The sequence below is a fragment of the Bradyrhizobium oligotrophicum genome (assembly GCF_051168495.1).
Classification (GTDB): domain Bacteria; phylum Pseudomonadota; class Alphaproteobacteria; order Rhizobiales; family Xanthobacteraceae; genus Bradyrhizobium; species Bradyrhizobium oligotrophicum_A.
The window spans coordinates 1-13579 of the sequence record NZ_JBNPVB010000021.1 but is presented as its reverse complement, the minus strand read 5'-3'; the positions used below and the strand labels follow the sequence as shown (position 1 = coordinate 13579).

Here is a 13579-nt window from a genome sequence, read left to right as displayed (position 1 = left end):
CGCAGGCGCGGCTGTGGCAAAAGCGAAGGCGATCACGACGGCGTTGTCAACTCAGCTCGTCACGCCTTGCGCTTCCTGCGGTTGCGCGATGCCATCACGTTGAAGGCCTCGACGGCCAAAGCGAAGACGATGGCGAAATAGATGTAGCCGCGCGGGATGTGGAACTCGAACCCGTCGGCGACCAGCGCGACGCCGATCAGGACCAGGAAGGCAAGCGCCAGCATCTTGGTGGTCGGATGGTTCGCCACGAAACGCGCCACCGGTCCCGAGGACACGTACATGATGATCACGGCGATGATGACCGCGGCGATCATGATCTCGAGGTCCTTCGCCATGCCGATCGCGGTGATGATCGAGTCCAGCGAGAACACGAGATCGATGACGATGATCTGCACGATCACCCAGAAGAACTTGTTCCCGCCGCCGCTCTGCGGGCCGTCGTCCTCGCGGGCCTCGACCTCGCCATGGATCTCGTGCGTGGCCTTTGCGATCAGGAACAGGCCGCCGGCGATCAGGATGATGTCGCGCCACGAGAAGCCGAGCCCGCGGATCGAGAACACCGGCTGCGTCAGGCCGATCAGCCAGACCAGCACGCTGAGCAGCAGGATGCGGAAGACCAGCGCCAGCGCGAGGCCGATCTGCCGCGCGCGGGTCGCCTGCGGTTGCGGGATGCGCGAGGTGATCACCGACAGGAAGATGACGTTGTCGATGCCGAGAACGATCTCGAGGGCGGTCAAAGTGAGCAGTGCGGCCCAGGCTTCAGGGCTGGTCAGGAGGTCGATCATGCTTTCAAGGATCTCAACAGGCGGATCGCGGAGTCGCTCGCGACGATGTACAGGCCGATGGCGCACAGCACCGCCGTGACGACCGGACTCACGGCAAAATTCATGCTGAGCGCGTAGATCACCAGCACGCCCCACAGCGCGACCAGCGGCAGCGTCAGCCAGCGCAGACGCTCGACGCGCACCGGGTGAATGACATGGAACGGAACGAAGGTCAGCGCGATCAGGATCGCGAGGCCGAGGGTCGCGAGCAGCGGCGGCGGCTGCAGCAGGAACAAATAGAACGCAGCGATGTTCCACAGGCCGGGGAAGCCGCGAAAATGATTGTCGTCGCTCTTCATCCGGCGGTCGGCGAAATACAGCGCCCCGGTCACCGCGATGCCGACGCCGATCACGGGCGCAGCCAGCGGCAGCAGCATGCCGCTCGCGGTGATCGCATAGGCCGGCACGAACACATAGGTCGTGAAATCCACCACGAGATCGAGCACGTCGCCGGACCAGTCCGGCTGGACGTGGCCGACGTCGAGCCGGCGCGCCAACGGCCCATCGATGCCGTCGATGATGAGCGCCAGGCCGAGCCACCAGAACATCGCGGTCCAGTGCTCGCGCACCGCCTGCAGCATGGCGAGCAGCGCGACGCCGGCGCCGAGCGCGGTGAAGACGTGCACCGACATGGCGGCGGCGCGATGCGCCGGCGTGGCCGATATGGCGCTCTCTGGTCTCAACTGATCCATGCAGCGCCAGTGCTATCAGGAATCGCGGGCAATTGCATATCCGCGATTGCGACGATGCGCCGCGCAGGCGTCCGCGCGGCTCTTGAAAAAGAGCGCGGGAACGTCAAATGTTCCGGTATGACCAATGCAGACACCAGCTTCGATGTCATCGTCGTCGGCGGCGGACCGGCGGGGCTCGCGGCCGCCATTGCGCTGTCACAGACCGGCGCCCGCACGGCCCTCGTTGCCCGGCAGGCTCCCTATGCCGACAACCGCACCACCGCCCTGCTCGGCGGCTCCGTCGACTTCCTCGACGAGATCGGCGTCTGGTCGTCGTGCCGCGATCGCGCTGCGGGCCTGAAGACGATGCGGCTGGTCGATGATACCGGCCGCCTGATCCGCGCGCCGGAGGTGCGTTTCATGGCCGACGAGATCGGTCTTGACGTGTTCGGCTACAACATCGCCAACGCGGTTCTGGTCGAGGCGCTGGAGCAGCGCGCGAGCGAGACAGGCGAACTGACGCGGGTTGCCGAAGACGCCGAGAGCGTCCGCACCGACGCCGAGGGGGTGACGGTCACCACAGCATCCGGCCGCGTGCTGACCGCCCAGCTCGTGGTCGGCGCCGATGGCCGCCATTCGCTGTGCCGCGAGGCGGCCGGCATCGGCGTCGGCCGACGCACGCTGCAGCAGTCCGCGCTGACCTTCAACATCACCCACGCGCGGCCGCATCACAATGCGTCGACGGAGTTCCACACGCCGCACGGACCGTGCGTCTTCGTGCCGCTGCCGGGCGATCGCTGCAGCGTCGTCTGGGTCGCGGCGCCGAAGGAGGCCGACCGGCTGTTCGCCCTCGACGACGACGCCCTGTCGGCGGCCGCCGAGCGGCAGTCGCATTCGATTCTGGGCCGCGTGCAAGTCGAGCCGGGACGGCACCTGTTTCCGCTCGCGATCGAACGGCCGCATCGCTACGCTCAGAACCGCATTGCCTTGATCGGCGAGGCCGCGCATGTGGTGCCGCCGATCGGCGCGCAGGGCCTGAACCTCGGCCTGCGCGACGGCATCGACCTCGCCGACATCGTGCGCAACGCCAAGGCGGCCGGTGAGGATGTGGGCGCGCCGCAGGTGATTGCACGCTACGGCGCTGCGCGCCGCGCCGACATCCTGAGCCGCACCTTCGTCATCGACGTCGCCAACCGCTCCCTGCTCAGCGATTTCCTGCCGATGCAGTCGCTGCGCGCCGTCGGCATGCACATGATCGGCGGCATCGGCCCGCTGCGGCGGCTGGCGATGCGCGAGGGCCTGGCACCGTCCTGGCGCACGTCGCGCAAGGCCGGCTGACGGCGATCAGGGAAACCGCACGTCAGGGAAACATCAGGCGACCGCTCTGGATCAGCCACATCACGCTGGTCAGCGTGACCACCGAGGCGAAGGTGCCGACCAGCACCGCCGATGAGGCCGGCTCGATCCAGCTGTCGTGCTGGCGCGCGATGACGAACACATTGAGCGCCGGCGGCAATGCCGCCATCAGCACCGCGGTCGCGGCCCAGGGCTGCGCGAACGGCCCGAACAGCAGCATCAGCCCAAACGATATCAGCGGGTGAATGACGAGCTTCACCACCGTCAGCACCGGCACCTCCCATGGCAGGCGCTCGAACGGGCGGAGTGCCACGGTGACGCCGAGCGCGAACAGCGCCGTCGGCGCCGCGGCGTTCTGCAGGAACTGCACGGTGCGGTCGACAGCGATCGGCAGATGGAGCTGGAATGCCGCGGCCCCGATGCCGGCTGCCGTCGCCATGAGCAGCGGATTCTGCAGGATCTGGCGCAGCACGGTCCGCAGTACATGCCAGAGCGAGGCATGGTCGCGCTCGGTGAGTTCCACCAGCAGCGGCACGATCGAGAACAGGAAGATGCTGTCGCAACAGAAGATCAGCGCGGTCGGCGCCGCCGCCTTGGCGCCGAGTACGGAGAGCGCGAGCCCCGGCCCCATGTAGCCGATATTGCCGTAGCCGCCTGCGAGCCCGGCCATGGTCGCTTCGCGCAACGACAGCCGGCCGATCACCTTGCCGAGGACGAGCGCCAGGGTAAAGGTGAGCATCGTCGCGAGCGTCGTTGCAACCAGAAAGGGAGGGTTGCTCAGCTCCGCAAATGGCGTGCGGGCGATGAGGTTGAACATCAGGGCCGGCAGCGACACGTAGAGCAGGAAGAAGTTCATCCAGGACAGGCCGGCCTCCGGCAGCCTCTTCCACTTACCGCAGGCGAACCCTATGAAAACGACGCCGAAATATGGCAACGCCAGGTTGAGAATGTCGAACATGGGTCTCGTCGGGCTGACCCGGTGCGGGCCTGGGACGCGGGCGCGGAACGGCGCCGAATCAGCGCTGTCTAGATTAAATCCGCCCGTGGGGCACTAGCATCGGCCTCAATCCTGGTCTATTCGACTAGCATGATCAAAGCGCGAACTGCCAAGTTTCAGATCGGCCAGATCGTCCGGCATCGGGTGTTCTCGTTCCGGGGCGTGATCTTCGACATCGACCCCGAGTTCAACAACACCGAGGAATGGTGGCTCTCGATCCCCGAGGAGGTTCGTCCGCACAAGGACCAGCCGTTCTACCATCTGCTGGCTGAGAACGCGGAGTCCGAATACGTCGCCTATGTCTCCGAGCAGAATCTCGTTCCGGACGAATCAGGCGAACCGATCCGACACTCCCAGGTTGCCGAGATCTTCATCAAGGACAAGTCCGGCGGCTACCGGCCACGCAATCCGTTGCTGAACTGAGGGAGCCCGCGCAGGCTCGCGTCGGCCTCGCCCGGCCGAGCTGGATTAAGGCCCGGCTCATTCGCGCAATCGCTACCGTCGACGATCGCTGCCGACAAAAAAAGCGCCCCGATCGGAGCGCTTTTCGTTTCTCGGATGTCCCGGCTGCGACGAGCGTTACTGCTTCGCCGGCGGCTGAGTCTGCTCGAGCTTCTTGCGCTGCTCCTCGGCGCGCTTCTGCAGCTCTTCCTGCAGCTTCTGCTGGGTCTTCTCGAACTCCTTCGGATCGGTCGGCGGGCCGTCATAGGCCTTGGCGAAGCTGCTGCCGCCTTCCTGCAGCGGCAGCGGCAAGGTTAGTGCCGTGCCGTTCGAGTTGATCGCCTGGACGTAGAGGTTCTGGCCCTTCTTCAGGCTGGCCAGGAAGTCCGGAGTCGCTTCGTAGTCCGACATGCAACCGTTCTGGAAGCAGATGACGTAGCCGCTCTGTAGCGCCTGGTTCTGATCGACCACGATGCGGGTGCCGGGCTGCAGCTGCATGCCGAGCGGCAGGGTCACGCGCAGAATCTTCTTCGGCTCGCCTTCGGGCTCGATGATCACGGCTGCAACCACAGGCTGACCGGACTCGATGCGGCCATCCTTGCCGATGAAGCAGACCTGCTTGGCATTGGCGTCCTGCCCCTTCAGGCAGAACTTGGTCCACGGCGCGTAGATCAGCTGCGGCATCTCCTGCTGGGCCTGTTGCTGCGGCTGGCCGGCGGCGGGAGGAGCGGCGGGGGCCTGCGCGGCCGGAGCGGGAGCCTTGGGGGCGGCAGCCGGAGCCTTCGCTTTGGGCGCAGCAGGCGCCGGAGCCTGCGCCTGCGCTGCCGAAGCGAAGGGAACGGCCAGCGCGGTGACCGCCAGCAGGGCGACGAGCCGCCCACGCGGCCCAACCGACGAGGCCAAGTCACGGAAATTCATTGCGGAAAACCCTTTCTGAACGGCAGCGCCCGAGACCGCCAAAGGCGCCACACCAAGCCGTTGAAGCGGCTGTCTCCTCAGGAAATGAGGCGGTTAAGTGACAGGCGTTGCCGCCCTGCTCAATCGCCCGCCTTCATAACGCGGTGCGCGGAAAGATCAATGCCGCGAGACCATGTCTAAGCCGCGGTCTAGCGCGGGCGAGCCTGTGGTAAAAGCCCCGAGTGGCCCGTTCCGAATCAAATGCTTGCGCCCCGATCCTGATGCTGCAGCGCATGTTCCTCGCCGCGGTGGCATGGATCGCCGTCATCCTGGCGTTGTTGCCGCAGGTCTACACTTGCAGTGCACATGCCGCCGAAACTGCGGCGATTGCCATGCACGGCAATCCGGCCTTGCCGACCGATTTCGACCACATGCCCTACGCCAACCCGGATGCGCCCAAGGGCGGCCGTCTCGTGTGGGGACTGCTCGGCACCTTCGACAGCCTGAATCCCTTCATCGTTCGCGGCGTCGCAGTGCAGCAAATCCGCAGCCATGTGGTTGAAAGCCTGCTCACGCGTGGCAATGACGAGGCTTTCACGCTGTATGGGCTCCTGGCCCGCGGTGTCGAGACCGATGACCGCCGCACCTATGTCACGTTCCATCTCGATCCCCGCGCCCGATTCTCCGATGGCCAGCCGGTGCGCGCCGAGGACGTCGCATTCTCCTTTGCCCTGCTGCGCGATCACGGCCGGCCCAACCACCGGCAGTTCTACGGCAAGGTCGCCAAGGCCGAGGTGCTCGATCCCACGACGATCCGATTCGATTTCGGCGGCACGGAAGATCGCGAGCTGCCGCTGATTCTCGGCCTGATGCCGATTCTGGCGGAGCATGCCACCGACGTCGCGACCTTCGAGGACACCACGATGGCGGCACCGCTCGGCTCCGGGCCCTATCGCGTGACGGCGGTGCGGCCCGGCGCAAGCGTCACCCTGACCCGCAACCCCGACTATTGGGGACTCGACCTGCCGGTCAACCGCGGATTGTGGAACTTCGACGAGGTCAGGCTCGACTATTATCGCGAGTCCAACGGCCAGTTCGAGGCCTTCAAGCGCGGCCTGTACGACTTCCGGGTCGAAACCGAGCCGCTGCGCTGGCACGACGGCTATGATTTTCCGGCGGCGCGCAGCGGTGAGGTGATCCGCGACAGCGTCACCTCCGGAATGCCGCAACCCTCGCAGTTCCTGGTGTTCAACACCCGGCGCACGGTGTTCGCCGACCTCAGGGTCCGCCGCGCGCTGACCTTGCTGTTCGATTTCGAATGGATCAACCGCAACTACTTCTTCGGCCTGTACCGCCGCAACGGCGGCTATTTCGCCGGCTCCGAGCTGTCGGCTTATGGGCGCGCAGCCGATGTGACCGAGCGCGAGCTGTTGCGACCGTTCGCAGCGCAGATCCCGGCCGACATCATGGACGGCAGCTACCGCCTGCCAGTCAGCGACGGCTCCGGGCGCGACCGCGCCACATTGAAGGCCGCGCTCGATCTGCTGGCCGAGGCCGGCTACGGGCTGGACGGCACGGTGTTGCGCCGCCGGACGACCCGGGAGCCGCTCGCCTTCGAGATCCTGGTCACGACACGCGATCAGGAGCGCATTGCGCTGGCCTTTGCCGGCAGCCTCAAGCGCGCCGGCATCAATGCGTCGATCAGGGTGGTCGATCCCGTCCAGTTCGACCAGCGGCGCCTGAGCTTCGAGTTCGACATGATCCAGAACCGCTGGGACCAGTCGCTGTCGCCCGGCAACGAGCAGGCGTTCTACTGGGGCAGCGAGGCCGCCGACCGGACCGGCACGCGGAACTACATGGGCGCCAAGGACCCGGCCGTCGACGCCATGATCGCCGCGCTGTTGCGGGCCCGCGACAGGACGGAATTTATCTCGACGGTTCGCGCGTTGGACCGTACCCTGATGGCGGGATTCTACGCTATTCCAGTGCTCAATGCCGCCGAGGAATGGATTGCTCGGTGGAATCGTATAGAACGGCCAAAGAGGACAGCTTTGACGGGAGCACTCCCGGAGAGCTGGTGGCAGCGGCCGGAGCCGGCACCCAAATGACCAACCGGGGCAGTTGGTCTGGGGACAAATTGGTTTTGGCCGGGTCCGTGAAAGTACGGGGCAACAGGTGAATCAGGCCAATACGTCGCCGACGCTCGACGCGTTGTTTCAACGCATCCTGGCGCGCAAGCCGGATGCGGTTGCGTTGATCGATCCGATCAACAAGCAGCGCGTCACCGGCCGGCCGCCGATGCGACTCACCTATGCGGAAGCCGATCGCGTGATCTCGGCGCTGGCGGCGCATTTCATCGACGCCGGCCTGCCCGCGCATTCGGTGATCGCGGTCCAATTGCCCAACACCATCGAGTTCGTGCTGACCGTGTTGGCCGCGCATCGCGCCGGCCTGGTCGTTGCCCTGTTCCCGCTGCTGTGGCGGCAGTCCGAGCTGGTGGCGGCGCTGAACCGCACCAGCGCCCGGGCGATCGTCACGATGTCGAAGATCGACGGCGTGATCCACGCCGACCTAGCGATGAACGCGGCAGCCGAGGCGTTCTCGATCCGCCACGTCTGCGGCTTCGGCTCCGACCTGCCCGAGGGCATGTACTCGCTCGATCAGTCGATCGCCAAGCCGTCGCGCACGACGCGGGGGATCATGCCCGACGGCCGCAAGGCCGCGATCGTCTCGTTCGACGTCACCGCCGACGGCTTCCGCGCCGTGCCGCGCACCCATCTCAGCCTGATCGCCGGCGGGCTCGCGATCTCGCTCGAGAGCGATCTGCCGCAGGGCGTGAACATGATGTCGGCGTTTCTGCCGTCATCCTTCGCCGGTCTCGCAGCCTCCGTCGTGACGTGGCTGCTGTCAGGCGGCACCCTTGCGTTGCACCACCCGTTCGACGCCGATGCGCTCGACCAGCAGCTCGCGGAATTGGCCTGCGATACGTTGATCGCACCGGCGCAACTCGCCTTGCGTCTCGACGAGGGTGACCTCGCGGCCCGGCTGCCGAACCTGCGTTACGTGCTCGGAATGTGGCGTGCGCCCGAGCAGGTCGCGTCGAGCCCGTCCTGGAGCACGCGCGATATCGAGCTGACCGATGTCTATCTGTTCGGTGAAGCCGGCCTGTTCGCCGTGCGCCGCACCTCGGCCGACGGCCTGCCGGGGCCGGTCAAGCCCGGGCGCCAGGGCGCGCCGCGCGAGCAGCCGGGATCGTCGATCTCCGGCGAGATCGTGGTGACGCCCAAGGGCACGCTCGGCCTGCGCGGGCCGATGGTCGTGCTTGCCGCCTACGCGCCGCCGTCGCCGCCGAGCGACTCGCTGATGCCCGCGCCGCCGCGCGATTTCGTCGACACCGAATACGCCGTACGCCTCGACCGGGCCCACGACACAATCTCGATCACGGCGCCGCCCGCCGGGGTGATGGCCGTGGGCGGCTACCGCTTCCTCGCGCAGGATCTGCACGAATGGTCGCGCCGCCTCGGCCAGGGCGCGCTGCTGACGGCCCTGCCCGACCGGCTCAGCGGTCACCGGCTCGCCGGCCGCGCGATGGACAATGCCCGCGCGCGCGAAGCGCTGGCCGAACTCGGCCTCAATCCTCTGATGGTCGAGGCCTTCCGCGACCGCGCCAGCTCGGGCGGCTGAAATGGCCGCGTCGAATCTGTTGTCGCGATCGAACGAACGGCAACCGAGGCGTTCGGAACAGTGTTGACGCCGCGTTAACATCAGGGACCTAGGATCGCGCGTCGTCGTCAGCGTATCCTGAGTTCCTGGATGTCCCAACAAGGCCCGCTCCTCATCGTTTCTCATGCCACGCGGCCTTCGCTGATCGCGGCCCTCGCAGCGGCGCAAATCCTTCCCACAGCCGAAACCCGATGGGCCGATGCGACAGCGGCCGTGTCGCGGGTCCAACCCGCTGCGGTGCTGGCCGTGATGGACGGCGCCGACGCGGCGGACGTCGCCGCGCTGTCGCGACAAGTGAGTGCGCGCAAACCCTATATTCCAATGATGGCGATCGCGCCGGGCGATACGGCTCTGCCGGACAACGCCATCCCTTTGCACGGTAGCGACGATACCGACCGCCTGCTGGCGCGCCTGCGCGCGGCGCTGCGCGTCCGCACGCTGCACACGACAGTGCTGCGCCGGCTCGACGAGAAGAAGGCGCCGGAGGCGACGTTGCCCGAGAGCGACCCGCTCGACGACGCGACGGTGCTGCTGCTCGGCCGCGGCGCCTCGCTTCCCGGGCTGTCGGTCGCGCTCGGCGAGCGCATCGCCGTCGTCGGCGCGCTGAGCATCGAGGTCGCCGCCAAGCATCTGTCGAGCCGCGACATCGACGGCATCGTGCTGGGCGAAGGTTTTTCACCGCGCGTGGTCGACGCGTTCCTCGCGGTGCTTGCCGAGGATACGCGCTTCCGCAACCTCGCCGTGATCGTCACCGCCAACCAGCCGGCCCCGCTTCAGGAACTCGCCAATCTCGAGATCATCGCCGGCGAGCCGCGGCGCATCGCGGCCAGCGCCCTGCCCCTGATCCGGCAGCATGCGTTCGAGACCAGGCTCAATCGCACCCTGCGCGCCATCGAAGCCGGCGGCATGCTCGACCCGCGGACCGGCCTGCTGACTCGCAGCGCATTCGCGCGCGATTTCGCCACCGCGGTCAGCCAGACCCAGAAGAACGGCGGCAGCCTCGCCGTCGCCCGCTTCGCCTTCGATCCGGTCAACCCGCGCGCGCAATATGACGGCGCCCGCATCATCAGCCGCCTGATGCGGCGGATGGATTTCGGCACCCACGAGGACAACGGCTCCGTCGTCGTCGTGTTCGCCGAAACCGACCTGCGCTCAGCCCACGCCATCGCGCGCCGCCTCTCCAGCGTGATGCGCCACACCTCCCACGGCAAGCGCGACACGCGCACGGAGCCCTCCGTCACCGTCGCCGCGCTGCAGCCAGGCGACACCGCGCGCACCCTGCTGGCCAGGGTCTATGGCGAGGCGCAACGCGCGGCGTCGTGAGGCGGGGCAGCCCGCCGACATCATTGCGCAGATTCGAACTCCGATTCGTGGTGGCAAAGGGCGGCCGCAAGGCGGCGCGGGCCTTATCATTGGCACCGCCTGGAATGTGGTCGGCACGAAGCGACGCGGCGGCGTCGCATGCGCCTGTTTGCCCACACCATCGTAGACTGCTTCGGCCTGCCGAAGCTCACGTCTGTGAGGTCCATGGCTGCCGCGCGGCATGGTGGATGTGCAGTATCTCGACCGTATCATCATTGACACGATAGAATATCTTATAGGGATAGCGACCGAGCGGGGCTGCGCGGACATCTGGGCGATCGACGACACGACGTGCGCTCGACGGCCATCGGCCAATATGGGCCACGACACGCTTGATGCGCCGAGCGACGGCCGGCGCGGCGGCTGGATAATGATCGGCGAGCCATTCGGCAATGTCTGCGAGATCCCTGAGGGCTTCGTCTGTGTAGACGACCCTCATCGGGGGCGGAATTTGGCGAACGCGGCTTCGACGTCTTCCTCGCTGGCGAAGCGCCTTTCGTTGGCGGCGTGGAGGCCACGATCGATGCCGGCCAATTCGAGATCGCTCGGCCGATATTCGCCAGCGGTCACGCCAGCCTCGATTTCGAGCGCCATCTCGGCAAGCTCGTCTTGCAGCTCGGCCGGCCAAGCCTCGACGCGTTCGAGAACATCTGTGAGCTTTTTGGTCTTCATGGACGCAGATTAGCGCAAAGCCGGCCAGCTGTCATGAGTGCCCAATTGTGGCCGGCAGCGTCAGCCCGGACGTCGCTTCGCTCATCCGGATGACGTTCACTGACGAGGATCATCCCCATGTCCCGCCTGCACTGGATCGGCCTCCCCATCACCGGCCGCCTTGCCATCGCAGCGCGGCCGCGGGCCGGAGACTGGCTCGACGACGAGATCCGCGCCTGGGCGAGCAAGGGGTTGCCCTCGTCGTCAGCCTGCTGAGGTTCACGACCTCGGACTGCAGCGCGAGGCGGCGCCGTGCCAGTTGCAAGGCATGGCCTTCCTGTCGTTCCCGATCCCCGACCGCGCTGTCCCTGCGAGCCGAAGCGCGGCGTGCCCGTGCCGGATACGGAAGAGCAGCGGGCATGGGTGATGGATATGACGAGGAAGTAGGAGCGTCAACGGACCGTAGCACGCCGATCACGTGCAGTAGCTGATTGCCCTTCGCTCATCCGCCCGACGCGTGCTACATTGTACCGTCAGCATCTGATTGGAACGGCGCATGGAGCAGGCTGTCATTGCCTATATTCCCTTGAGAGAAGGCTCCTTCGGGTCGAAGCGCGAATGCGCAGAGATCGCCGATCTGACAGCCAAGCTGCAGCAGGCGATCGACCATCACGGAGTCGGCGAGTTCGACGGCGACGAGTTCGGCGGCGGACGCTGTGTACTCTTCATGTACGGTCCCGACGCCGATCAGCTGTTCGGTGTCATCGCGCCGATCCTGAAGGCGTTTCCACTGACGCGGGGTAGCATTGTGATCAAGCGATATGGCGAAGCCAAAAACCCTGATGCGGTCGAGGTCAGAGTCGATCTGTGATGCTTGAGCACGCTGTTGGCCCGCGTCTACGGCGAGACGCAACGCGCGGCGTCGCGAGGATTGGGTCTCCGAGGCGCTCGACCGTGCTTCATCCACAGCGCTCCGATCGCCCCGCTAGCCGCAGGCAGCGGGTTCAACTTTCGATTGTCTTCATCCGGAAATGCACATAGCTTCCTTGCGGCAACAACGTACCGGCGACCGATAGGTCCGCGCGGTCGGTGTCAGCACCAGGGAGGTGTCGATGGAGACGATCATTCTGGTCCCCGGCATCACGGGGTCGTGCCTCAGTCTGGGGGAGACCCAGGTATGGCCGCCGACAGTGGAAGAGATCGTCTGGGACGGTTACCACCGCGTCGGCGATCTGCTCAATCCGGAGGTGAAAGCGACCGGGATCTGGGCCGAGCTTCCGGTGTTCGACGGCTACGCGTATCCGGTCTATCGGCCGATCATGAACAAGCTGGATGAGATCGCAAACCGGCTCCAGCCCAAGGCCGAGCGCATCGACTTCTACTATGATTGGCGGGTCGATCTCTGGCAATCGAACGCGCCGTTCGTCGCCTCGTCGGAGATGCTGGCACGGCGCATCGCCCAGGCCGTCGGCGCGGGGGCAACGGCGGTCACCTTGGTGTGCCATTCGATGGGCAATCTGGTGGCGCGGCTGGTGCTGGAAAGCCAGAGATACCGGAACGAGCCGTGGTTTGGGACGATCAAGCGCCTGATCGCTGTTTGCGGGCCGCATCTGGGCGCAGCGACCGCTCAGGGTCAGGCGCTGGGCTGTGAAGCGGGCTCGCTCGGCGTGAGCCGGGACGACTTGCGCAGGATCGCCAACAATCCGAGCTACCCGGCCTGCTTCCAATGCTTTCCGATTCCCGGGACCGAGGTGCTGCTCGACACCCTTCTGACTCCTCAGGAGCAGGACGTCTATGACCCCGCCGTCGCCGGCAAATACGGGCTGACGGCATCGAGCACGCGCGCCGCCGCGACCTCGTGGCAGCAGCTCGACATCGCGCATCGGCCGTCCCGTGTCGCGTACTATCTCATCGCCGGCACGGGTCTGAACACCTCGAACGCGTATCTCTATCGCGGCACGGATTTCGTCGAGACGATCAAGGTGGATGGCGATGGCACGGTGCCTGTCTATAGCGCCCTCGCGGGCAGCTACTCCGGCAAGTATTCGATGCCGGGCGACCATGTCGGAATCCTTGGTACCGTCCAGTTGTCGGATGCGCTTGACAACATCTTCGGCCTCTCGCGCATGCGGGCCTTCCTGATGGCCGAGCCTGGCATCACGATCAACCTCCACAAGCACAGCTTTGCTCCCGGCGAAGTCATGCAGCTGCTGATCATCCCGGACACGCCGACCACGACCATCAGGGGACGGCTGAGCGTCAGCGCTGCGCCGCGCCCGGGCTTGCAGAGCAGCAGTGCCGTGAAGCCTGCTCTGGTCGCCTATGGTGGAGGAGTGCCACTCGATTACCAGGGACCGGAGATCACGCACATCTCGGCGCAGTGGACGGCGCCACGCCTCCCCGGCGCCTATGTCATGCGGTTCGAGGGCGACACACATCAGACGAGCGCACCATCGAGCGCCGTGTTCTTCGTCAATTCGCATCCAGGACTGGCGCCGTTGCGCGGAACGCCCTGAGACGCGCGGCGCAAGGCCTGAGCTACAAAGTCGGGCGTTACTTATCCAGCGACGAGTCGTGGTCCGTAGATTCCATGGGGGAGCGGTGAGCGAGCCCTTCCGATAGGTTTGGGTTTCCACACTCGAACCCTCGGAGAGTCA

General features: G+C 66.2%; 14 protein-coding genes. 8 read left to right on the top strand and 6 right to left on the bottom strand.

All coding sequences use genetic code 11. From position 1 onward, the window contains the following. Positions 1-59: 59 nt before the first annotated feature. Together ACQR1B_RS29925 and pcsA are read right to left on the bottom strand one after the other, a co-directional pair. Positions 60-785 carry a TerC family protein gene (locus ACQR1B_RS29925; RefSeq protein ID WP_434836258.1) on the bottom strand — a complete coding sequence of 242 codons (726 nt, stop codon included), beginning with the start codon at positions 783-785 and terminating at the stop codon, positions 60-62. Beyond that, on the bottom strand, positions 782-1516 hold the full coding sequence (pcsA, locus tag ACQR1B_RS29920; protein ID WP_434836257.1) for a phosphatidylcholine synthase: 735 nt from the start codon (positions 1514-1516) through the stop codon (positions 782-784). Before pcsA ends, ACQR1B_RS29925 begins: the two co-directional genes overlap by 4 nt. Positions 1517-1633: 117 nt before the next feature. On the opposite strand from pcsA, the gene ACQR1B_RS29915 reads away from it, so the two are divergent. Beyond that, entirely contained in the window at positions 1634-2833 is a 1200-nt protein-coding gene (locus tag ACQR1B_RS29915) for a UbiH/UbiF family hydroxylase (protein ID WP_434836256.1), read from the top strand. A gap of 22 nt (positions 2834-2855) precedes the next feature. Here the strand turns inward: ACQR1B_RS29915 and ACQR1B_RS29910 are convergent, their stop codons facing one another. Further along, positions 2856-3809 carry an AEC family transporter gene (locus ACQR1B_RS29910; protein ID WP_434836255.1) on the bottom strand — a complete coding sequence of 318 codons (954 nt, stop codon included), beginning with the start codon at positions 3807-3809 and terminating at the stop codon, positions 2856-2858. 129 nt (positions 3810-3938) lie between these two features. Here ACQR1B_RS29910 and hspQ point away from each other — a divergent pair, with 129 nt between their 5' ends. After that, positions 3939-4271, top strand: coding sequence for a heat shock protein HspQ (gene hspQ, locus ACQR1B_RS29905; RefSeq protein WP_008965329.1), 333 nt, complete (start codon positions 3939-3941; stop codon positions 4269-4271). A 156-nt stretch (positions 4272-4427) separates the two neighbouring features. Here the strand turns inward: hspQ and ACQR1B_RS29900 are convergent, their stop codons facing one another. After that, positions 4428-5207 (bottom strand): invasion associated locus B family protein, encoded by a 780-nt coding sequence (locus tag ACQR1B_RS29900; RefSeq protein ID WP_434836254.1) that lies wholly within the window; start codon positions 5205-5207, stop codon positions 4428-4430. A 260-nt stretch (positions 5208-5467) separates the two neighbouring features. On the opposite strand from ACQR1B_RS29900, the gene ACQR1B_RS29895 reads away from it, so the two are divergent. The 3 genes from ACQR1B_RS29895 to ACQR1B_RS29885 all read left to right on the top strand — a co-directional run bounded on the left by ACQR1B_RS29895 (position 5468) and on the right by ACQR1B_RS29885 (position 10232). Continuing rightward, positions 5468-7294 carry an extracellular solute-binding protein gene (locus tag ACQR1B_RS29895; RefSeq protein ID WP_434836253.1) on the top strand — a complete coding sequence of 609 codons (1827 nt, stop codon included), beginning with the start codon at positions 5468-5470 and terminating at the stop codon, positions 7292-7294. A 67-nt stretch (positions 7295-7361) separates the two neighbouring features. Next, a complete protein-coding gene (locus ACQR1B_RS29890; RefSeq protein ID WP_434836252.1) occupies positions 7362-8870 on the top strand; it encodes an AMP-binding protein in 1509 nt (502 codons plus the stop codon). A 129-nt stretch (positions 8871-8999) separates the two neighbouring features. Continuing rightward, the gene (locus tag ACQR1B_RS29885) at positions 9000-10232 is read left to right on the top strand and encodes a GGDEF domain-containing protein (protein ID WP_434836251.1); all 1233 of its coding nucleotides are present in this window, start codon (positions 9000-9002) and stop codon (positions 10230-10232) included. Between the two features lie 187 nt (positions 10233-10419). On the opposite strand, the gene ACQR1B_RS29880 is transcribed toward ACQR1B_RS29885, so the two are convergent. Then, complete coding sequence (locus tag ACQR1B_RS29880) at positions 10420-10710, bottom strand: type II toxin-antitoxin system RelE/ParE family toxin (protein ID WP_434836250.1); 291 nt, start codon at positions 10708-10710, stop codon at positions 10420-10422. Continuing rightward, positions 10707-10865: a hypothetical protein gene (locus ACQR1B_RS29875; protein ID WP_434836249.1), complete on the bottom strand. Its 159-nt coding sequence runs from the start codon at positions 10863-10865 to the stop codon at positions 10707-10709. Before ACQR1B_RS29875 ends, ACQR1B_RS29880 begins: the two co-directional genes overlap by 4 nt. Before the next feature lie 195 nt (positions 10866-11060). On the opposite strand from ACQR1B_RS29875, the gene ACQR1B_RS29870 reads away from it, so the two are divergent. The 3 genes from ACQR1B_RS29870 to ACQR1B_RS29860 all read left to right on the top strand — a co-directional run bounded on the left by ACQR1B_RS29870 (position 11061) and on the right by ACQR1B_RS29860 (position 13438). Further along, positions 11061-11198, top strand: a complete 138-nt coding sequence (locus tag ACQR1B_RS29870; RefSeq protein ID WP_434836248.1) for a hypothetical protein — start codon at positions 11061-11063, stop codon at positions 11196-11198. Positions 11199-11478: 280 nt separating this feature from the next. Continuing rightward, positions 11479-11793, top strand: coding sequence for a hypothetical protein (locus ACQR1B_RS29865; protein WP_434836247.1), 315 nt, complete (start codon positions 11479-11481; stop codon positions 11791-11793). Between the two features lie 241 nt (positions 11794-12034). Next, entirely contained in the window at positions 12035-13438 is a 1404-nt protein-coding gene (locus ACQR1B_RS29860; RefSeq protein WP_434836246.1) for a lipase family alpha/beta hydrolase, read from the top strand. Positions 13439-13579 lie beyond the last annotated feature (141 nt).